Genomic DNA, 20,143 nt, shown 5'->3' on the forward strand with positions numbered 1-20,143 from the left:
CAAAGCAATGAAATTTCCGATTCGGTGCATTCAAAACAATTTCTGGCGGCTGCTTCCAGGCAGTGCGATCGCTTTTGGCAGCGCGATTTTCCTACAGATTGGTTTTTTTGCCCCGTTAGAGCAAATTGCCTACACTGCTCTATTTAATCTGCGTGGCAAACTGCCTTGGGACGATCGCCTGGTCATGGTTACGATTGACGAAACCAGCCTTCAGCAGATTGGACGGTTTCCCTGGAGCCGAAAGAATTATATCAAACTGCTCGATATCTTAAATCGAGCCGATGCCAGCATCATTGCAATGGATTTATTGTTTTCAGAGCCAAGCTCAGACGATGCTGCCTTGGCGTCAGCAATGATGCAGTCTGGTCGCGTAGTTTTGCCTTTAGCCTCTAGCAAAGCAGAGTTTTTGCAGCCAGTGCCCCAATTACGTGATGTTGCGATCGCCACTGGGCACATTTTGCACTCAACCGATACCGATGGAGTCACCCGTTCGTTTCCGCTTATCAATCAAGATGCTCCTGCCTTCGGACTTGCTGTTGTTCAGTCCTACGCCTTAATCCACGAAGCTATCCCTTTACCCAATCTGACCCAATCCCTTTGGATTAATTGGGCAGGCTCAGTTCAGCACATTCCGCAATATTCCTTTAATGATGTGGTTCAAGGACAGGTAGAACTTCAAACTTTTCGCAACAAGATTGTATTAGTGGGAGTGACGGCAAGTGGATTCGATCCGCTGATCACCCCCTACGATCGCAATCCACCCGCTAGCGGCATGCATCTCCATGCCGCCATTATCAATAATTTACTCCAGCAAAATGCCCTGCAAGTATTGCATCCTCACTGGCTCCCCATGATTTTTCTGGTGGCGGGACCGGGTCTAAGTTGGCTGTTTAGCTCCCAAAGCAAAAAAAAGTGGATTTTGCTTTGGCTCTTGCTCGGTATAGGCTGGGGAACTTTCAGTCTGCGAATGTTTCAAGCAGCGCTCTGGGTGCCTGTAGTGATGCCTGTGACGGTGATGACTCTCACTGCTCTGGCAACCTCGCTAACCGAACGACTCCGAAGCGATGCTCTCTTGCGGGGGCAAGTTCAGCACCTTTGGAAAACATATCGACAAGACATTGTTCACAGTTCACAAGCTACCCAATCTTTATTGCCGACCTCTGATCGCACATGGAGTTATTCGGACAGTGTGGGACAGTTAGCAGCCCTGGCAGAACAGTTTGGACGCTCTCAATCAACTCAGGCTGCGATCGCGAAAAGCCTGTCAGTTGGTCTTGCGGCAGCCGATACGAATGGGCAGGTGTGGTTTTGCAATCCGGTTGCCTCTCAATGGTTACAGATTGGGGTTGGGGATCATTTAAGCGCAAATTTGGTGCCCGATTGGTTCAGTCAATCAGAGTTAGATGCTGAGTTTCAACACTTGCAACACCAAAAAATTATGTCGTCCCCTAAAGTATTATGTCGGGGCGATCGCTGGTTTGAGTTGAAGCTAGAACCTTTACTACCCTACGCAACCAGTGGATCTGATCAATTTTCACACTCGCATTTGGACGGCTTTCTAGTGCTTTTGTCAGATATCACCACTCAAAAGCAGGCAGAGGAAACCCTGGCACAGCAAGTGCAAGAACTCCATCGACTCGATCAGTTGAAAGATGATTTTCTGAGCACCGTTTCCCATGAATTGCGATCGCCGATGACCAATATTAAGATGGCAAGCGAACTCTTAAAGATCGCTAAATCCCAAGAATCTTCTGCCCACTATCTCGACATCTTGCAAACCGAATGCAAGCGTGAAATTGATTTGATTAACGATCTGCTCGATCTACAACGCGTAGAAGCAGGCTCTCAGAATTTTTCACCTGAAGCGATCATCTTAGAGCATTGGCTTCCCCCAGTCATTGAGCCATTTTATCAACGGGCAGAGACTCATCACCAAACCCTCGAAATTGAAATAGCGCCGCAACTACCCACCCTAATGTCCGACCAACCCAGTTTGGAGCGTGTCTTGGTGGAACTCGTGAATAATGCCTGCAAATACACCCCATCGGGTGGGCATATCCAGGTCACAGCCGACTCCACAATCTCCCATTTGCAATTAGCCATTTGCAATTCAGGAGCGGAAATTCCAGAAACCGAATTACCTCGAATTTTTGAAAAATTTTATCGCGTTCCTCACGCCGATCCTTGGAAACGGGGCGGCACTGGATTAGGGCTAGCTCTGGTGAAACAATTGGTTGAGAGTTTAGGCGGTAGCATTCACGTCGTCAGTGGCTTGGGGCAAACGACCTTTACCGTTCGGTTTCCCTTGAACACGGATGCTTGAATGCCAATGGTTCGTGAATTAAGCGATCGCGGCTGGGTTTCAACAGCACATTGCGAAATCGATTGATCTCGTTAAATTAGTCCAAGTGGTAGCTACCCCAGTGGGATGAATCACGGCTAAGTGAGCACTGGTCAAGATCAGTAAATCGTTAGTGCTGGCGCTGATACAGAAACAGACGGAACATTCAGGCGTCACGATCGCCGTTTAAAAGATACCAGGACAGCTTCACTTCACGGTTGAACTTCCATTCATTAAGCAACTGTCGTCACTGTAAAATGATTGGAACTGGAAGTAATCAACGACGACTCTCAAGGAATTTATGCCCGGACACGACATTATTGTGATTGGCACGTCGGCAGGCGGACTCAAAGCCTTAGGCACAATCCTGGGTGCTTTGCCTACTGATATGAATGCCGTCATTTTCATTGTTCAACATCTTGCAGCCGATAAGCCCAGCATCCTCCCTCAAATTCTTGCCGATGTCGGCTCTCTCCCCGCCTCTCACCCAGTTGATGAAGAGCTAATTCAAACTGGGAGAGTCTATGTTGCACCACCCGATTATCACTTGTTAGTCAACCAGGGTGTCATGCGCGTTGTGCGCGGACCGCAAGAAAACCGCTTTCGACCCGCGATCGATGCGCTCTTTCGTTCCGCCGCCCGTGCCTATGGTTCCAGGGTTGTCGGTGTCGTACTGACTGGTTATCTCGATGATGGCACTGTAGGCTTACAGGCAGTTAAAAAACGGGGCGGAGTGGCGATCGTCCAAGACCCAAATGAAGCTGACTATCCCAGCATGGCAAAGAGCGCCTTACGGTATGTCAAGGTCGATTACTGCCTGCCGCTTACAGAAATCTCAAATCTGCTTGTACAGTTGTCCCAGGAACCCGTTGCCGAGGAGGAAGCGTATCCCGTGACCGAAGAAATCGAAGTCGAATCCAAAATTGCCGAACAGCAAATGGATACTCAGGAGTTTTTGGCGAATGTCGAAGCGATCGGGACTCGAACCACTTACACCTGTCCTGAATGCAATGGCAGCATCTGGCAAATTGGCACCGAAGAGCCGCTCCGGTTTCGCTGTCACATCGGACACTCCTTTACGGCGAATGTGTTTCTGTCAGAGCAAACTCAGAACATCGAAAATGCGCTGTGGTCGGCTGTGCGAGCAATGGAGGAAAAAGTGACGTTTTCGCGTCAGATGGCAGAACGGATGAGGAACTACAACCTAGCAAGTGCCGTAACAAAATACGAAGATCATGCAACGAATCTGGATAAGGAGGTGTCCTTAATTCGAGAGATGATTCTCAACGGCTTTGCTACAAAACGAACGGTTGCCGAAACAGAAGAAGATCAGCCGGAGTCTCTATAAATGAACGCTGGAAGCAGATTAACGTTGGAAGCTAACCAGTTGCTGACAGATACCGTCTTCTAGCTTTTAAGAGGAAGTGATTGATTGATGTAAAAAACATATGACCAAAGCAATCTCTAGCTGAGTTGAGCAATGCGATCGCGGTGCACCTGCGAAGTTTTAACAGCTAAGCGATCGCAAGTAATCACCTCGAATAAAGCAACAGTTGAAGAATTTGTGACATAAATTTCTAGCTGTGCCTCTGGTAATGCTTCAAACAGAGCCGCTCTCCCGGAAAAACAACGCGCTCAAAGTACCAACCTGGCATATTGGTGATTCGAGCAATCTTAATCTTGCGAGCCTCGTTAATGTAGCAGCAGAGTATGCGATTAGTGCGGTCAGCAGGCAGACTATCTAAAGTTTGAGTCATCGTGATGAAGTTTATAGAGTGTTATGACCATTGGAGTTGCGAGGCGATCGCGCCCAGGAGCACACTCAAACCGAGTGATCGCCGGAAATAGTTCACGCCCTGGAATAGCTCTAGCCACGCCCAGGTGAACAAGGAGCCAAACGCCACTACTTCTAGACCTCTGTGGATGTTGCCATCTTTAAGCACGAGTGCAAGCAAAGTCGCTGCAAACCAAACCAGAATCGGTAGATTTGGCATCTGAGCGATCGCGATGTTGCCCTCTCCATCCCGAAAAGTTCGATTAAACAAAGTATCTTCCATCGTTTCTGGTGTGTTCATTGAATTCCCTTACTCAACAAATTTAGTATGACGTTTCGCAGTTAAAGATCATGTCTGAGTCAATGGTTTACTTGCGTATAACTTAATACAAATGCTGCTAAAACATTCTTAGGTTGTAGATACATTGAACTTCTTTACCTACGAAGATACAAAACGTATTTGATGTTCTCTGATTGAGTAGGGACATCAACGGTGAAGCGGAGAGGTTATTTGTTTATGACTATAAAATGGACCAAAGTTTCACCTAACACAGTGGGTTAGCTTTGTGGGCGGAGAAGGCATCGTGCGAAGCCACAACTCTGATGCGGACACTTGGACCTATCTGATTGAAATGACGCTCGGTCCAGAACCTAATTTTGGTAGAGTGGGTGCAGAAACAATGGTGCTGCTTAGCGAGACTGATTTGTGTGGGTAATGTTCTAGACCTGTGGAAATGCGAGAATACAGACAGGCGTTTACCCGTGAACTTACAGCATGGTTTTAGAACCTGTTCTTTGTCCTGATTGTGGAAGCAATAACGTGGTCAAGCACGGTCGCTCTGAGGAGAGCAAGCAACGTTATAAATGTCGTAATTCGGAATGCGCTCGCAGCACCTTCATTCGAGACTATGCTTACCGAGGCTACTTGCCCGAAGTCAAACAGCAGATTGTTGATATGGCAGTCAACGGGAGTGGCATCCGAGATACTGCACGAGTGTTGAAGATTAGTCCGACTACGGTGATTGAAGAGTTAAAAAAAAGATCGACATCTCAAAGCAGTCAATGAAGCTCGTCTAGCCCAGCTTGAACCGACTCAAACCATCGTCAAGCTGTGCCAATGGGAGGATGTAGAGGCAGAAGTGGATGAGATGGGTCGTTTTGTCCACTCCAAGCAACAGCAACGTTGGTTGTGGCACGCCATTGATCATGCAACAGGCGAAGTATTGGCATATGTCTTGTCGAACCATCAAGACACGGCTTTTCTCGAACTCAAGTCATTGTTGGAGCCATTTGGGATTATGCAGTTCTATACGGACGGCTGGGGTGCTTATGAGCGACATCTGGAGCCAGCGTTTCATACCGTTGGTAAACACAATACTCAGACGATTGAGCGTAAGCATTTGACTTTACGGACTCGGATCAAGCGATTAGCTCGCAAAACTATTTGCTTTTCTAAGTCCATCTGGTTGCACGATTAGTCATTGGACTGTTCATCAATCGCTATGAATTTGGCTTGCTGGTTTAGAGCTATCCACAGGTCTAGAAGACGAGTGCGCCGAGCGAAGCTCGGCTCTGCCAACCAGGGGAAGAACCTGGTCAGGGAAGCCTTGGCAAGGCACCAAGTACCGAGTGTTGCGCTGTCATCGGCAACGAGGACAGTGAAGCGTACACAGGGAGATGATGGGCTGCAATGCGAAAGCGTGAAGGGATTGAGCCCCGAAATTAGACATACACGTGGATGCCGACACAGTTCGTGTTGTGGAAGGCAAAACCAACAGAGCCAACTGCCAGGGTTCTGGAGGGTCCACCGGGGTCGGAGACCGTAGCACGTCATCAAGGTAGAGTCGGGAACTCGGGAGGTCCCATGAACTCCTCCATCGGGGGGTAGAGCCGCACAACCGGCAAACCGGAAGAACGCTCAACGATTCATGGGAAGTCGGATGTCCCCATAGTAGTGAAGAAGTGGGGTAACGCCCACGGAGCGAAGGGGGACACATTGGGTCGAACACTCGAAGGCAACATCAACCACACTCAGAGGTGGAAGTATGGTGACAACAGGAATCGAGCGGATAGCCGAACGGGCTCACAGAGAACCAGGGACTGTCTTCAGTGCCCTGATGCACCACTATAGTGTGGAGAATCTGCGAGCCTGCTTTCAGTCGCTAGACAACAAAGCGCCTGGAATCGATGGAGTGACGAAAACGGAGTACGGACAGAACCTGGAGGAAAATCTACAGGGGTTGCACCGGAAACTGAACCAGATGTCGTATCGACCCCAAGCGGTACGACGAGTCGAGATTCCCAAAGAAGATGGCAGCTTGCGCCCTCTGGGAATTAGTTGCGTTGAAGACAAAATCGTTCAGGAGATGACTCGTCGGGTCTTAGAATCAATTTACGAACCGGTATTCCTCAGTAACTCCTATGGGTTTCGACCCCATAAAGGATGTCATGATGCCCTGCGGCAACTGCATCAGGAGGTCATGGGGCAACCCGTTGGGTGGATTGCAGACCTAGACCTGGCTCAATTCTTCGACACCATGCCGCACCAGGAAATCCTCAAGGTATTAGCCCTGCGGATTCGGGATAGAAGATTCCTACAGGTGATTGCGCGAATGCTCAAAGCCGGAGTCCAAACCCTAGGCGGCGTAGTACAGGATGAATTGGGTAGCCCGCAAGGCTCGATAGTCTCCCCCGTCATTGCAAATGTGTTCTTGGATTTTGTGCTAGATCAGTGGTTTACCACCATTGTGCGCCAGCACTGCCGAGGCTACTGCGCTCTGATCCGGTATGCGGACGATAGCATTGCCTTGTTTGAGTTCGAGGACGATGCTCGACGATTCATGCGGGTTCTGCCCAAGCGATTGGAGAAGTTCGGCTTGCGCCTCAATGAGGAGAAAACCCAACTTCTTCCCTGCGGCAAGCGGCAAGCGGGTCTAGCCCTCAAGTACGGGAGAAAATTCCCCAGCTTTGATTTTCTGGGGTTCACCCATTACTGGGGCAAGAGTCGCAACGGAAAAGCCCGATTAAAGCGCAAGACTTCAAAGAAACGATTTCGCCGTGCGTTAGTCACCCTCAATCAATGGTTGCAGCAAAAACGCAATGCTCATAAGCTGCCTCAGCTATGGCAAGCAATCGGGCAAAAGCTGCGCGGACACTTCAACTACTTTGGGGTCACCGACAACGGTCATGCGCTCTACCACTTTGAAGACGCAGTTCACAAGCTGGTCTTCAAATGGCTGAATCGACGGAGTCAACGACGTAGCTTTCGCTGGGAGAGCTTTCTACGCTATCTGGCGTGGCATCCTCTCCCCAGACCTGGTCGCTTAGTGTCGCTTTATTAGAGCAGGTGAATGGCTCAATGAAGAGGCTTGTGCGGGAAAACCGCAGGCAGGCTTCTGTGAGGGGGAGGTTTCCAACGATGCAAGGCTAAATCGTGTGACACTCTCGTATTCCGAAAGGGGAGAGCAACGGGGAATACAAAGCAAGCCTAAACATTGGAGGAACCCTCTCTACTCGACCCGAGATGGCTCGACGGGGATGGAAAGACTCTCTGGTCTTTAGGGCAGTTGCGTTATTGCCACTCTTCGGTCTGCTTGCCTACCTGTGTTTCCGTCCTCCCTTGACCAATCAATTTCTTCAAGCAACGCCATCTGAGATCGTGCCAAAGCCAAAGCACAGTGTTTCTTCATGATGGTACTCAATGCACCACCCTGCTTGGAGTGACCCAATCCAGGTATCCCAGTCGTGGTTGAACAGGGCAAGAGCATTCTGCTGCACCGTCGATAGCTGCATCTGCAAAATGGGATTGCGGGCGTTGAACCAGATCACTGTCACCATTGGATTGCCTAATTGAAACTGCTGGCAAAGTTGCTCGAACGCTGCTACAGTCTGCGGCTCTTTTTGACACTGATAGCAAATACTGCCGGGAACGTTTGCCCAATCAATTTGCGACCACTGCCAAGGGAACGATCGCTTTAACCACTCCCCACAGTCGCTCGCCTGCTGATCATCTGGCACTAGCCAGGTTACGAGATCGCCTGAAATCCCTAATTGCTCAATCATCTGCTTAGCAAATTGGGTGTCATGCTGCTGCTTCAGTTGGCGCAGCTTTTGTCGCAGTTTTGCTTGGCGAGTGTTGCTGTCCATTGATGGGATCTCGCTTTAGTTTAAGGAAGCCAGGGAGTGGGTAGAAACTGGCTGAGCGTATCTCTGATGGCACGATTGGCATTACGGGCAAGGTCGATATGAGGCTCATCCGGTTCAACTGCAATAATTTGGGCAGGTGTTCCTATGCTAAAGCGCTCAATCACCTGGTTTGCAGCCTCAAGCCCAGTTACATAGGCTTTTTCCTGCGACCAGGAACCATGACGAGTAATAATCCAATCCCCACTCATGAATACATTGGTGAAACTCGTCCTTCCAGGCAACATGTACTGATAGCTTCCAGGAGAAAAGTGCGTTACCGCTTTAGGCAATCGGATAACACTGCTATCAATCACCCTGGCATCGTGAAACTGGGGAACACAGGTCGTTAGGTCTCGATGCACTTTAGCAATGATGTCTTCGTCATCCATCGGCAACAGTTGATTGGCATGGTAAAAGTCGGCTTCAATTACACTGCCCGGGGCATCCTTCCATTCGTCGTGCAAGGCGTTGAGATCAAAAAATGTCCATCCGGTAGTGGCATCAAACCCAAAGCAGGCATTCGACGGCAAAGGCACCGAAACTTTGCGATCAAACCAGAGTCGAGTTGCCAGAACATCGATCGTGCCCAAATTCATCAGGTTGCAGAATTGGGGGAACTGACGCAGCGTCGAACTGTTACTCACAATCTTCTGCATTCCGGTAATCCCAACCGCAAAAATTACCGCATCTGCTTCAAACACCTCCTCTCCGCACACCACGCTAGTCACCTTTGGTTTGGCATTCCCCCCTTCCTCTTGAGTGTTGATGACGACATCGGTAACTCGACGTTGTGTAAGTACCCGTCCACCAGCGTGCTCAAGTTGCTCTACCCAGGGGCGAAAAATCATTTCTCCCACCGTGCCACGACACCAGACCACATCGAAATCGGGTTGATGCGCCAGGATAAAGTAGTACAGCATTCCCAAGGCTGCCGCCGCTGAACAGTGTTCTCCCGGTGCAAACAAGCCCACCAGCAACATTGGCTCAAACGACTCTTTGTAAAGCCGTGCAGACACGCCAAATTGTTTGAAGAGTTCACGAGCCGTGATCGAGTCATACCGTCGCCATGCGGCATCGGAGTTGTCAAAATCAACCATTGCATAAAGCAAAGGTAGGGCAGAGAGGCGATCGCTCAAGGGTAGTCGCTTAAATTGGGTATACAAAAAGGTACCTAATGGCGTGGGTAGCCGGGGTTCCTGTTGAAAAATCGGCGACTCCACTTCCAAGCCTGCTGGCGAATATTGGGAGGAGCGGGTCCAATCGGTAAATGGATTTAAGCCCAGTTGATTCACCAGGGCAAAAATATTGCGGTAAGGATACCAGAAGCCATGAATGCCCGCTTCAACCGAGCGTCCCTGTGCCGTTTTCCACCCTGCCACTAACCCACCCGGATACCCGCCAGCTTCCAAGAGCGTGACATCGTATCCCTGATTTGTCAGGTGATACGCGGCTCCTAAGCCAGCCCACCCGGCTCCAACGACGACCACCTTGGGATGCGCTTGAGTTTGATTCATGGGTTACGAGATCTGTTTCCTCTGCTTCACAGTATAAGGCTTGCGGAAATTCAGTTAGAGTTGCCAGTGTAATTTGTTGCTAGGAGTGCTTCTGCCATGTCTGAGCGTTCTTATGATGTCGTCCTTTACGGTGCCAGTGGTTTCGTTGGCAAGCAGACGGTGCAGTATTTTGCCAATCATGTCTCCCCTAAATCAGTGCGGTGGGCGATCGCGGGACGAAACCGTCAAAAGTTAGAAGCCGTTCGGGACGAAGTTGATGTAACCATGGATGTGCTGGTTGCCGATAGCCAGGATCAAGCGGCGATCGACGCGATCGTCTCTCAAACACGAGTGCTACTGACTACTGCCGGACCCTTTGCTCTCTATGGCAATGCCTTAGTGGATGCCTGTGTTCGCTTCAAGACGCATTATGTAGACATCACTGGAGAAACACCTTGGGTCAGAATGCTGATTGATCGCTATCATGCTCAGGCAGCAGCAGATGGCACTCGCATTATTCCCTGTTGTGGCTTTGATTCTGTTCCGTCAGATCTCGGCACCTACTTGGTTATCCGTCATCTACAACGAGAATGGGGGATGCCTTGCCAGCAAGTGAATGCCTATTTTCAGATGTCCGGTGGTTTTAACGGCGGCACCCTAGCCTCTGCTCTCAATCTCTACAATTCAGCAGGGGTCGCGCAGATGAATGAACCTTTCTTGCTGAATCCGTCCACATCTCAGATTCAAGCTCAGAACGATTCTCTGCGAGACGGGAAAGCCGAACGCGATCGTGACCCGCAAATACCATCCTTTGATTGCGACCTCAACACCTGGGTTGCGCCCTTTTTCATGGGACCTGTCAATACTCGCATCGTCCGCCGCAGTTCTGCATTGCATGAAGAATGGCAGGAACCCTATGGATCTGACTTCACCTATCAGGAGTATCTCAAGTTTGATGAGCCATTGGCATGGCTGAAGGCAACAGGAGTAACAGCGAGCTTGGCACTGTTCATGGGGGGTCTACAACAATCACAGACGAGATCGCTGCTACAGCCCATCCTACCTAAGCCCGGTGAGGGACCTTCTGAGCAAACGATGAATGAGGGATGGTTCACCTGTGAACTGTTAGGGACTGCGGTAGACGGGCGTAAGGTACAAGGACTCATTCGAGATCAGGGCGATCCGGGCAACCGGGCAACGGTCAAGTTTGTGTGTGAAGCTGCCTTGAGTTTGGCTCTGCAAATGGATGAGTTGCCCGGTGGTAAAACACGGGGAGGCATTCTTACGCCAGCAACTGCGTTGGGGGATATCCTGGCAGAACGATTACGTCGGGCTGGGATGACGATAGAGGTGAACTCGTCGTTATGAATGAGCAATTGCCCCAGTTTATTCATCATGGGGTCGATCGCTTGCGGTCAGTTGGGGGGATTGCCGCGATCGCTTTGGGGGGTTCGAGGGCAAGGGGCAACCATACACTCAAGTCAGATGTAGACCTGGGCCTTTATCCCTCTTGAATCACTTTCGGGAAAGCAAATTTAGTCAAAAATGCTGAAGCTTCTACACGGCTTGAGGCTTAGCATATGCAGCTTATTTCCGATATTTCAAAACATTTGACAATGAAGTGCATATGCCAGACAGCAGTCAGTGAAAGACTTTCAGCATTTTTCCTAGATTTTACTTTAACTAGAGTGACATATGAGGGTTATAGCACTACGAAAGTACGTTAGGACAGTTCTTGAACGCGGCATCGACACAATCCCGAAAGTTGTCAAATTCATCCCACCGTTGCCGCATCCAGTTTTTGAGCACAAACCACCAACGCTCAATCTTGTTCAAGTCAGGAGAATAGGTCGGCAGATACCAGATCTCACATCCTGCTTCAGCCACCAGTTCAGTGATGTATTGAGAGCGATGAAAACTGGCATTGTCAATCACAATGACATCACCGGGTTGCAATTGAGGTAACAGACATTGCTCTAACCAGATTTCGAATAAGTCTCGGTTGCACGAACCTTCAAAGGTTAGTGGAGCAATCAGCTTTCCTTGACAGAGTGCGGCAATCCAACTGACGCGCTCAGTTCGTTTACCCGATTTGAGCGCGTGGAAGCGTTGCCCAACCTTGCAGTAGCCGTAGGCATAGTCCTCTCGGTTATCAATGCCTGCTTCATCAACGTACACCACCTGAGCCGTTGGTTTTGTCTTCAAGCGTTCCTCAAACTCTTGACGCTTGAGGTCATCGCGTTCTTGATAGCCGTAGGTCTTTTTTTTCGACTTAATCCAAGTTTACCTAACGCATCACTGATGTTTTGCTGACTCACCCCGTCTCCCCACAACTTCGCCATTTCCCCTTGGCTCTTGCCGCCATGCTCTCGGACAAACTCACGAAACCGTTGCCAATCTGTGATTTTATGTCTGCATCCCTGCTGATAGTGAGTAATCGCTCGGCACTCTCCTGTTTGCTCTTTTCGCTTCAGCCACAGGTCGAGGGTGTTACGACTGATGTTGAACATCTGACTCACATGACTTTTGCCTTCTCCGCGCTCAACTGCCGCGATCGCTTTTTGGCGAAGGTCATCGCTGTAGGGTCCTGGCATGGGCAATTTCTCTATGCACTCTCATCCCTATGATATGTCCTAGCACTGATTTGTAGCGCTATATTACTAGCCAGAGAACCCACCGGATCTCCTTGCTCTGAATCACCTCGCCTCCGAACTGGACGACAAGCATCGCACGAACCTGATCACCCCAATTGGTGAGTGGGGAAAGTGGATGAATGGTGGGGGATGGCTCAAGGTGGAGGGCATTTCAGTCGATTTTCTCTATCGTGATATGGAGCAGGTGAATCAGGTCATTGATGACTGTCACAGTGGACAAATTACGATCGACTACCAGCCTGGACACCCCCACGGCTTTGTGTCCTCGATCTATATAGGTGAAGTTGCTTTTGGTCTGCCACTTCACGATCCAAATGGCGTTTTAGCCGCGCTGAAGACTAAGACAACGCCTTATCCGGCAAAGCTTAAGCAAGCAACCGTTAACAAATTCGCCTGGGAAATCAGTTTTTCGCTAGTGGTTGCTCAGAAAGCAGTTGCACGGGGTGATGTTGCCTATGCAGCGGGCTGCTGTTTTCGCAGTGTGGCTTGTATGAATCAGGTACTCTTCGCGCTGAATGAGGCGTACCTGCTGAATGAGAAGGGCGCAGTCGCGATCGCGAACGGCTTTGCCCTTCGTCCAGCAGACTATCAACAACAGGTTGAGTCAGTGTTTGCTTTGTTGGCGGCTGATGCAGAATCGATCAGCGAGGCGATCGCTATCCTGGATGAAATTGAGCGGAAATTAAGCCAGTGGTACGGCGATCGGCGGTTGGAAATTTGAAGCTAATTCAACACGGTTACTACGGAGCGATCGCAGCAAGATAACAACATCTCACAGCGATCGCCGATTAGTAGCTGAATGACTATCCTGAAACCTGATTCAATTTCATCTGCCAGAACAGATTGAGTAGTCGTTATATCCTCAAGCTTCATTGCACCAAACATTAGAGAAACCGGTGTAAGACATCTGTTGAGCGCAGTACGACAATAATTTGTAGCACTCATGCAGTTGTGCTGTAGATCGATTGGAAATAGAAAGATCTATGTCTGCAAACAGCACACTTAGTTGAGAGACAATATAGCTGAATTGGTTTTCCAACATGATTTCTTTTAAGTCTTCAATAACTCGTTTATGATGGATTGGAGTTTCTTCATTTAACAGAAGCTGCAATAAGCAGTCGATCGCTCCAGGATGTCCAGGTTGAAGTGTTGCCAGCCGATAGGCAATTCGCCGTTGGTTTGCCCAGTCTTTTGCTGTTAATAATCGTTGTTCTAATGTATTGATGAGTTGTTTTAGATCCTGCTGATTGGTTGCTTTGCTTTGATGTTTTCGACTTGTTTTTTCGACTCTTTTTTTAATTGATTGGAGTACAGCACTTGCAACACCGTTTTGTGGATCAAGCGTGATTAAGTTCTCTGCGGTTCGAAGTCGCAATGTGGCATTTCCAGTTGAGTGAATGATTTGTTCTAGGGTGGCGATTGCTTTCAAATTATCGGGATTGATTTTTCCCAGACTATAAGCGGCTCTCCGGCGAATATTGTCCTCCTGGGTCGATTCTAGAATCTTCTCTAGAGAAGTACCCACAAGCGGATGACCTGGCTCGATTCTGCCCAAGCTTTCAACCACCTGCAATTTCAGAGCTTTACTTTGTAGCGTGTCAATCAGTCCAATCAGGGCAGCGATCGCAATTGAATTACCCAGGTCAAGGGTTTTACCGAGGGTGTAAGCAGCCTGCCAACAAGCAAAGGGATTTTCTGCAATCTGGACAAACTCCTCTAGAGCCGCAATTGCACGTTGGCGATCGGTTTGCAGCAACGCGATTCTGGCTCCTTCACAGAGGGGAGCAGGGAATGCCCCAAATCGCCATTGGAGAAGTTGAGACAGGATTGGCTGGGCGTGAATGGATTGAGGAAACTCCGCTAACCCTGCCGCCGCCAAACAGTAAGCTCGATGGGAATAAAAACCACCACAGTGATCGTCAAAGCTCATAAGCCCTGCGATGAATGCTTCTTTCTTGGCAACAGCAACATCCGTTCTCCCTAACCAGAGTAGAATCACCTCTCGCCAGGAAGCATGAAAGACTGGAAAATCGTGAGCCGGCTCAAAGAAGAACTGCCAATCTGAAATTGCCTGTGCTGCAAAATACTCCTGGAAGGTGGGGTGGTAAAAGGCATAAATCTTCTCACCTGTGGTCGCTGAAACTCCCACTTGATTGAGCCAACCCAGCTGCAATGCCAGGGGCATCAAGTCCAATCTCTTGGCAAACGCTGCTTGAGTAAAGGAGTGGGACAACCGAAAGCGCATTTCCCTTTGCAGGAGTGCCCGCAGTGCAACCTGCCCTAATGCCTCATTTAATTCTTGTCGTTGGGCGATCGTTGTGGGAAAGCAATCCTGCTTCCACTCATAAATTGTTTCGACAAACTGCCGATAGAGCAGGGATTTGGTCTGGGGTAAGGCTCCTTGAGCCAGTGACCAGGAATGGCAAAGCAAGGCTAACCGGAGTGGATTTTTGATTGCATCCCTGATCCGCTTTCGCTGTGGGGTGCTCAATTCCTGTCGTAGGCGATCGCCTAACTCCGGATTATTCTGAAACCAGCGATCGATGAACTGCCCTACCTGATCCCCGGCAATGCCACTTCCATAACTGAAGCTGCGATTGCAGTAGACCATAAACCCATCAAAGGCATTTTTGCCACTGTCCCAAACATTCGAGCGGCAGGTCAGCACAATATGGGCATGGGTAAGCCATCCTCGCAGTTGACGGGCAAGACTGGTCAAAGCAGTTGCCCCATCCATCGCCATCTCATCAATCGCATCCAGTAACAGCCAAACCCGCCCCTGCTTAAACTGTTGGGCAAACGCTTCCTGAAGCTCTAATGGAACACTAATCTTCTGGGTTGCCTGCTTCAGCCAGTCCTGTAAGAGATAGTTTTCAAATGTCGCTCCCTGCAAATCTGCAAGCGAAATCCAGATGGGTAATTCTCCCTGCTCCAGAAGCCAGAAGGCGATCTTTTGAAGTAGAGTCGTTTTGCCTGCACCCGGTTCACCCACGATCGCCACTCGTTGCTTTTCGGGCGATCGCAGATAGTCAAAAAATTCCTCTAAGGTCAGGGTGTCTTCTGGCTCGTCTCCTTCCTCAACGGGTGAACCGACCGATGAACGATTTGCTTCGCGATGCCGCTGTTTGCGTTCTATCAAGCCCAGTGGAAGATAGAGTTCATGCAGGTTGAAGGTCATGCCATCAGTGACAGTCAATGGATTGATCGTCAACCGCTCATATTGCTGTGTTTCCAGACTGTCACGGCAAAGTTGCCACCAGAAATCCTGCCCATCCACTCCCGAATCTTTTGACTCTATGGGTTCCTCACCTGTCACCTGCTTAGATTTCTGGGGACGGCGGTTTTCCCACTCTTGCTCGAATTGACGCAGATTTGCTGGACGATCGCTCCGCTTGTGCCATAAGTTGAGGGTGAAGTGCCACACCTCCGATCCGCCCTTGTTGGGGCGATTGTCGTCCAGGATCTCCAGACAATCCTCAAATCGTCGTAACGCCTCCTTGATCTGTTCGCCATTCAGAGGCGACTCCGCCAGTTTAGTCAGAGCTTCTAAGAATCGAACTTTTGTTCGCACCACTAACCGTTGCTCGGTTTGCCAGTGAGTCTGAATTTGCGATCGCAGCGCATCCAGTACCACCTCATCGCAGTCCAACTCGTCGTTCGCGTAGTCGAGCAGGGTTGTGAACAGGTGGAGCGATCGCTTTTTCGCTTCAGGTCCGTAACTGGGTCGTGCCATGGGTAAAGGAATCGATGCTGTAAGAGGGATTTCGAGACAAATTAACAATGCCTCACGGTTCTAACTCACATTTTCCCCCAGAAGCCAGGGGAATTCCTTCGGTTCAGTTATTCCCCTAACTTCAAAGCTGCTGTGGAGCAAGCCTTTCAGCCACTTTTGTGTCGATTCGCTTAGGGGAAGTTGTCCTTCCTATTCTTAAGACATCAAACAAACGGAAAAGAAGGACACGAAACCATGCCTTACGAAAAGTTAGATCTCTCCACTTCCAAGCCTGTTCTCTCCTGGGCAAACCATCAACTGGGTCAAGACGAGACCAAAATGGCGAAGAATGTAGCATCCCTGCCCTTTGTCTTCAAGCACGTTGCCCTGATGCCCGATGTCCATTTAGGGAAAGGTGCTTTAGTGGGTTCGGTTGTGGCGACGAAGGCGGCGATTGTTCCTGCGGCAGTGGGAGTGGATATTGGGTGCGGCATGTGCGCCATCAAAACGCCTTTTGTAGCTGACCAGCTAGAAGGCAAATTGCAACAGATTCGGCACGACATTGAAGCTCTGATTCCCGTTGGCTTCAACCAAAATGACGAAGCAGACGCACAAGTATTGAACTGGCAGGGCTGGCAAGACTTTAACCATCTGCACGCTGGAGTACAACACCTGGAAGCCAAGGCTCTGAAGCAAATGGGATCGCTGGGAGGCGGCAACCACTTCATTGAAGTCTGCGTGGATGAGCAAAATCAGGTTTGGTTGATGCTGCATTCAGGTTCCCGTCATATTGGCAACGTGCTGGCACAGCGCCATATCGAGACGGCAAAGAATTTGGCAAAGCTGTCAGGCGAAAAATTGCCTGATCCCGACCTAGCACATTTTGTTCAGAGAACTCCAGAGTTTGACGCGTACTGGCGTGATTTGCAGTGGGCACAGAACTATGCCCGTGTGAACCGCGAGGTGATGATGGCGCGATCGAAGCGAGTGCTAGAAAAGCATCTGGCAAACGGTCAACCCTTCACCCCCCAGTTGCAAGTCAACTGCCACCACAACTATGCCGAGCGGGAAGTGCATTTCGGCGAAGAGGTGTACGTGACTCGTAAGGGTGCAGTCCGGGCACAGGCAGATGACTACGGCATCATTCCTGGCTCGATGGGAGCTAAGTCTTACATCGTGAAGGGAAAGGGTAATGCAGCAAGCTACTGCTCTTGCTCTCATGGGGCTGGACGGTTGATGTCCCGCAACAAGGCGAAGCTCAACTTCACGTTGGAAGACCTGATCCAGCAAACTCAAGGAGTTGAGTGCCGTAAGGATGAAGGCGTGCTCGATGAAATCCCTGGAGCCTACAAGCCGATCGACCAGGTAATGGCAAACCAGTCTGACCTGGTAGAGGTGGTGGCAACCCTGAAGCAACTTGTTTGTGTGAAAGGTTAGGGATGGATGGCAACAAAGCTAGGGGAATCCCCCAGGTCTTGAACCTCCCCTAGCTTCTGAACTTCAATAATCACAAGCTCTTTAGCCTTTCATGCTCAATTCGCCTGAGGGAAGATGAACCGCCTATTCTGGATTCATCAAAGGGAAGGGAGGCGAGATAACGCTCCTCACCTCCTACCCTAACGTTCAATCATGTGGCGGCTAGCTCAATAGTAGAGCACCAACGATTGCCCGAAAGGGACGCAGATTGAGGGTTATCGCTTTAGACGACCTTCCCCTTAATCGCCGGAGATGCGGGTGCAACCCCCGCGCCGCTACACCAAACACTGGCAGGTAGTTTAACAGTAGAACGCCTAAAACATCCTTGTTCACACCTTGCCCGAAAGGGACGACGAATGAGGGTTATCGCCTTCTAAGCGGGTGATGTGGGTGCAACTCCCACCCTGCCAATTTCCATACATTGCCCTAACGGGCTGGAGGTTGTGATGACTTATAAGTTTTTCGTCCAGAACAAAACGCAAACCCCGCAAAGCCAACCGATTCCCGGACGGGAAGCAGACATGATTGAGGGACGTTCCGGTGGCTGGATGTTCAAAGCTGACATCTGGAATGTGCTGCGTCGCTGTCTGCTGATTGGAACGGCTCAAGGGGCTTACTACGCAGGCAAGCAGGAGTTGACGGGTGAATTTGTCGAAGTATTGAAGCAGGCGATCGCTCTCAACTCCGATCGGGTTGCCTCAGAAATTCTCTATGCCAGCGATGGACGGGCAATCAATAACAGTGCGCCATTATTGGCGTTAGTACTGCTGTCGATGGGTGAGACAATCCAAGCAAAGCAAGCTTTTCAGTCCATCTTTCCCAAAGTAGTGCGAACGGGAAGCCATTTCTATGAGTGGCTGAGCTACACCAAAGCAATGCGTGGTTTTGGCAAGATTGTTCGCGAAGCGGGTAAGTCCTGGTTATCGAATCCGGATGTGAAAGGGCTGGCATATCAACTGCTGAAGTACCAGCAGCGTCAGGGATTCTCTCACCGGGATGCCCTGCGACTATTCCACGTTAAACCGCTAACAGAAGACCACAACCAGCTATTTCAGTGGGTGCTTCAAGGCTGGGAAAACCTACCAAAGGAAATCCCTTCGGATGCTCTAGCTCAGATCTGGTGGTATGAGTGGCTGAAGCGCGATCCTGACAGAACTCATGAGGCGATCGCGAAAGGTCGATTGACCCATGAAATGGCAGCTCCCGTAGGCAAGATGGACAAGCGAGCCTGGCAACTGCTGTTCAAGGATATGCCGATCGGTGCAATGCTGCTAAATCTGGGATCGTTAACTCAACTGGGTGTGTTGACGGCTGATAACCGTGACAACCTGAAGCGGGTTGCGAAAGTACTCAACAGTGCGGAGCATCTGCGGAAAGGACGCATCCACCCGATCGATGTCTTGAAAGCCCTCAAGACCTATCAATCTGGTGGGCAGTTGGGACGCAGCCAGAAAACCTGGCAACCTGTTCCCCGCATCGTGGATATTCTGGAGCAAGCTCTGGAACTCTCCTTTGATGTGATGCAGCCAACGGGCAAGGTGTTTCTGCACGCGATTGATGTTTCCGGTTCCATGTCTTATTACAGCGTGAGTTCGATTGGGCTGACCTGCTGTGAAATCGCAACCACAATGGCACTAGCAACGGCAAAAGCCGAACCGCACTATGTCATTCGAGGATTTGCAACCGATTTCCGTGACCTGAAGATTACAGCACGGGATTCGTTTAGCGATGCGATCGCCAAAGCCAGCAACCAGAACTTTGGGGGAACGGATGCGTCAGTGGCGTATGACTGGGCAATCAAGCACAAGTTCAAAGCAGATGTGTTCTGCTTCTGGACGGACTGTGAAAGTTGGGCAGGGCGAAAGCACCCCAGCCAGGCATTGGCGGAGTATCGCCGTAAAGTGAATCCTCAGGCAAAAGCCGTTTACGTAACCCTGGCTCCCCAAAATATCTCGCTGGTTGACCCACAGGATTCAATGTCGTGGGATATTGCTGGATTCGATCCGGGAACACCTCGGTTGATCCAGATGATTGCAGCAGGAGAGCTTTGATTTGCTTAAAGTTGGGAGTATCCTTTCCACCGAAAGTACTCCCAATTTGTGGTTCAGAATTATAAGAAACAGCAAAGCAAAGCAGCTACTAAAGTCTTGGTAATCTGCTCGAAAATTGGCTCAAACTTGTGCTTCGCATTATCGAATTCTGGCACCTGCTAGTCTGGGACGGAAGAGCAATCCAGTTGCTTCGCGTTCAGGTCAACCGGGTAGCGGACTTCAATTTGTAATGCTTCAACCTATGGCATTCGGCTGTAGTACGCGTGATATACCCACCACTAAACACTTTATTGCGAACAACCTGATAACTTTCTGAGCAAAAGGCAGATTCAATAACGGAAATGAGGTGTTCAGAACAAGTTGTACTATTTGTACTATTTCCGTTACCCAAACAGATTTCATCCTCGATTAATCCAAGGAAACTGTGTAAATCCAGCAAATACACCTTGCCAAATTG

At 49.8% G+C, this 20,143-nt stretch carries 16 protein-coding genes, 2 tRNA genes and 2 pseudogenes; 12 read left to right on the plus strand and 8 right to left on the minus strand.

Annotation, left to right across the window (positions count from 1 at the left end; all coding sequences use genetic code 11):
* The first annotated feature begins 7 nt into the window (after window positions 1-7).
* On the plus strand, window positions 8-2,323 hold the full coding sequence (locus JOY44_RS21985) for a CHASE2 domain-containing protein (protein ID WP_171575616.1): 2,316 nt from the start codon (window positions 8-10) through the stop codon (window positions 2,321-2,323).
* Between the two features lie 319 nt (window positions 2,324-2,642).
* Complete coding sequence (locus JOY44_RS21990) at window positions 2,643-3,689, plus strand: chemotaxis protein CheB (protein ID WP_171575617.1); 1,047 nt, start codon at window positions 2,643-2,645, stop codon at window positions 3,687-3,689.
* A gap of 116 nt (window positions 3,690-3,805) precedes the next feature.
* On the opposite strand, the pseudogene JOY44_RS32940 reads toward JOY44_RS21990, so the two are convergent.
* Together JOY44_RS32940 and JOY44_RS22000 are read right to left on the minus strand one after the other, a co-directional pair.
* A pseudogene (locus JOY44_RS32940) lies at window positions 3,806-4,098 on the minus strand (DUF1830 domain-containing protein).
* Between the two features lie 21 nt (window positions 4,099-4,119).
* The gene (locus JOY44_RS22000; protein ID WP_197985661.1) at window positions 4,120-4,416 is read right to left on the minus strand and encodes a hypothetical protein; all 297 of its coding nucleotides are present in this window, start codon (window positions 4,414-4,416) and stop codon (window positions 4,120-4,122) included.
* A gap of 283 nt (window positions 4,417-4,699) precedes the next feature.
* Between JOY44_RS22000 and JOY44_RS32465 the strand changes: the two genes are divergently transcribed.
* The 3 genes and pseudogenes from JOY44_RS32465 (at window position 4,700) to ltrA (ending at window position 7,456) form a co-directional block, all read left to right on the plus strand.
* The gene (locus JOY44_RS32465; protein ID WP_281063317.1) at window positions 4,700-4,831 is read left to right on the plus strand and encodes a hypothetical protein; all 132 of its coding nucleotides are present in this window, start codon (window positions 4,700-4,702) and stop codon (window positions 4,829-4,831) included.
* Between the two features lie 59 nt (window positions 4,832-4,890).
* Window positions 4,891-5,640: pseudogene (locus JOY44_RS32470) on the plus strand (IS1 family transposase).
* A gap of 520 nt (window positions 5,641-6,160) precedes the next feature.
* Entirely contained in the window at window positions 6,161-7,456 is a 1,296-nt protein-coding gene (gene ltrA / locus JOY44_RS22015) for a group II intron reverse transcriptase/maturase (RefSeq protein ID WP_171574387.1), read from the plus strand.
* A 295-nt stretch (window positions 7,457-7,751) separates the two neighbouring features.
* Here ltrA and JOY44_RS22020 read toward each other — a convergent pair whose 3' ends face one another.
* Together JOY44_RS22020 and JOY44_RS22025 are read right to left on the minus strand one after the other, a co-directional pair.
* Window positions 7,752-8,261 (minus strand): hypothetical protein, encoded by a 510-nt coding sequence (locus JOY44_RS22020; RefSeq protein WP_171575618.1) that lies wholly within the window; start codon window positions 8,259-8,261, stop codon window positions 7,752-7,754.
* Between the two features lie 20 nt (window positions 8,262-8,281).
* Window positions 8,282-9,814 (minus strand): FAD-dependent oxidoreductase, encoded by a 1,533-nt coding sequence (locus JOY44_RS22025; RefSeq protein WP_171575619.1) that lies wholly within the window; start codon window positions 9,812-9,814, stop codon window positions 8,282-8,284.
* A 96-nt stretch (window positions 9,815-9,910) separates the two neighbouring features.
* Between JOY44_RS22025 and JOY44_RS22030 the strand changes: the two genes are divergently transcribed.
* Both JOY44_RS22030 and JOY44_RS22035 read left to right on the plus strand, forming a co-directional pair.
* The gene (locus tag JOY44_RS22030; protein WP_171575620.1) at window positions 9,911-11,161 is read left to right on the plus strand and encodes a saccharopine dehydrogenase family protein; all 1,251 of its coding nucleotides are present in this window, start codon (window positions 9,911-9,913) and stop codon (window positions 11,159-11,161) included.
* Window positions 11,158-11,307, plus strand: a complete 150-nt coding sequence (locus JOY44_RS22035; RefSeq protein ID WP_197985663.1) for a nucleotidyltransferase domain-containing protein — start codon at window positions 11,158-11,160, stop codon at window positions 11,305-11,307. The genes JOY44_RS22030 and JOY44_RS22035 overlap by 4 nt, the downstream gene beginning before the upstream one ends.
* A gap of 196 nt (window positions 11,308-11,503) precedes the next feature.
* Here JOY44_RS22035 and JOY44_RS22040 read toward each other — a convergent pair.
* Window positions 11,504-12,387 (minus strand): IS630 family transposase gene (locus tag JOY44_RS22040; protein WP_197985024.1). Its coding sequence is split into 2 segments (ribosomal slippage): window positions 11,504-12,058 and window positions 12,061-12,387, totalling 882 coding nucleotides; the frame shifts between segments, so codons are not numbered across the junction.
* 175 nt (window positions 12,388-12,562) lie between these two features.
* Between JOY44_RS22040 and JOY44_RS22045 the strand changes: the two genes are divergently transcribed.
* The gene (locus tag JOY44_RS22045) at window positions 12,563-13,168 is read left to right on the plus strand and encodes a DUF4037 domain-containing protein (RefSeq protein ID WP_197985664.1); all 606 of its coding nucleotides are present in this window, start codon (window positions 12,563-12,565) and stop codon (window positions 13,166-13,168) included.
* Window positions 13,169-13,170: 2 nt separating this feature from the next.
* Here JOY44_RS22045 and JOY44_RS22050 read toward each other — a convergent pair whose 3' ends face one another.
* Together JOY44_RS22050 and JOY44_RS22055 are read right to left on the minus strand one after the other, a co-directional pair.
* On the minus strand, window positions 13,171-13,320 hold the full coding sequence (locus tag JOY44_RS22050) for a hypothetical protein (protein WP_171575621.1): 150 nt from the start codon (window positions 13,318-13,320) through the stop codon (window positions 13,171-13,173).
* Window positions 13,310-16,180, minus strand: a complete 2,871-nt coding sequence (locus JOY44_RS22055) for an NACHT domain-containing protein (RefSeq protein WP_171575622.1) — start codon at window positions 16,178-16,180, stop codon at window positions 13,310-13,312. The genes JOY44_RS22050 and JOY44_RS22055 overlap by 11 nt, the downstream gene beginning before the upstream one ends.
* 234 nt (window positions 16,181-16,414) lie before the next feature.
* Between JOY44_RS22055 and JOY44_RS22060 the strand changes: the two genes are divergently transcribed.
* The 4 genes from JOY44_RS22060 to JOY44_RS22075 all read left to right on the plus strand — a co-directional run bounded on the left by JOY44_RS22060 (window position 16,415) and on the right by JOY44_RS22075 (window position 19,686).
* Entirely contained in the window at window positions 16,415-17,596 is a 1,182-nt protein-coding gene (locus JOY44_RS22060; protein WP_171576197.1) for an RtcB family protein, read from the plus strand.
* A gap of 194 nt (window positions 17,597-17,790) precedes the next feature.
* Window positions 17,791-17,918, plus strand: a tRNA-OTHER gene (locus tag JOY44_RS22065).
* A gap of 5 nt (window positions 17,919-17,923) precedes the next feature.
* Window positions 17,924-18,046 (plus strand) — tRNA-OTHER (locus tag JOY44_RS22070).
* A 35-nt stretch (window positions 18,047-18,081) separates the two neighbouring features.
* Window positions 18,082-19,686, plus strand: coding sequence for a TROVE domain-containing protein (locus tag JOY44_RS22075; RefSeq protein ID WP_171576198.1), 1,605 nt, complete (start codon window positions 18,082-18,084; stop codon window positions 19,684-19,686).
* A gap of 196 nt (window positions 19,687-19,882) precedes the next feature.
* Here the strand turns inward: JOY44_RS22075 and JOY44_RS32945 are convergent, their stop codons facing one another.
* The gene (locus JOY44_RS32945; RefSeq protein WP_245404959.1) at window positions 19,883-20,131 is read right to left on the minus strand and encodes an N-formylglutamate amidohydrolase; all 249 of its coding nucleotides are present in this window, start codon (window positions 20,129-20,131) and stop codon (window positions 19,883-19,885) included.
* Window positions 20,132-20,143 lie beyond the last annotated feature (12 nt).

Origin of the sequence: Leptolyngbya sp. Cla-17 (assembly GCF_016807185.1) — a bacterium.
Taxonomy (GTDB): domain Bacteria; phylum Cyanobacteriota; class Cyanobacteriia; order Leptolyngbyales; family Leptolyngbyaceae; genus ULC077BIN1.

Bases quoted from the DNA above. Each gene is read 5' to 3' on its own strand.
- JOY44_RS22075 (WP_171576198.1), top strand. From the start codon at position 18,082: ATGACTTATAAGTTTTTCGTCCAGAACAAAACGCAAACCCCGCAAAGC.
- JOY44_RS22035 (WP_197985663.1), top strand. From the start codon at position 11,158: ATGAATGAGCAATTGCCCCAGTTTATTCATCATGGGGTCGATCGCTTG.
- JOY44_RS22025 (WP_171575619.1), bottom strand. From the start codon at position 9,814: ATGAATCAAACTCAAGCGCATCCCAAGGTGGTCGTCGTTGGAGCCGGG.
- JOY44_RS22000 (WP_197985661.1), bottom strand. From the start codon at position 4,416: ATGAACACACCAGAAACGATGGAAGATACTTTGTTTAATCGAACTTTT.
- JOY44_RS22030 (WP_171575620.1), top strand. From the start codon at position 9,911: ATGTCTGAGCGTTCTTATGATGTCGTCCTTTACGGTGCCAGTGGTTTC.
- JOY44_RS22055 (WP_171575622.1), bottom strand. From the start codon at position 16,180: ATGGCACGACCCAGTTACGGACCTGAAGCGAAAAAGCGATCGCTCCAC.
- ltrA (WP_171574387.1), top strand. From the start codon at position 6,161: ATGGTGACAACAGGAATCGAGCGGATAGCCGAACGGGCTCACAGAGAA.
- JOY44_RS22045 (WP_197985664.1), top strand. From the start codon at position 12,563: ATGAATGGTGGGGGATGGCTCAAGGTGGAGGGCATTTCAGTCGATTTT.
- JOY44_RS21990 (WP_171575617.1), top strand. From the start codon at position 2,643: ATGCCCGGACACGACATTATTGTGATTGGCACGTCGGCAGGCGGACTC.
- JOY44_RS22060 (WP_171576197.1), top strand. From the start codon at position 16,415: ATGCCTTACGAAAAGTTAGATCTCTCCACTTCCAAGCCTGTTCTCTCC.
- JOY44_RS22050 (WP_171575621.1), bottom strand. From the start codon at position 13,320: ATGAAGCTTGAGGATATAACGACTACTCAATCTGTTCTGGCAGATGAA.
- JOY44_RS21985 (WP_171575616.1), top strand. From the start codon at position 8: ATGAAATTTCCGATTCGGTGCATTCAAAACAATTTCTGGCGGCTGCTT.
- JOY44_RS22020 (WP_171575618.1), bottom strand. From the start codon at position 8,261: ATGGACAGCAACACTCGCCAAGCAAAACTGCGACAAAAGCTGCGCCAA.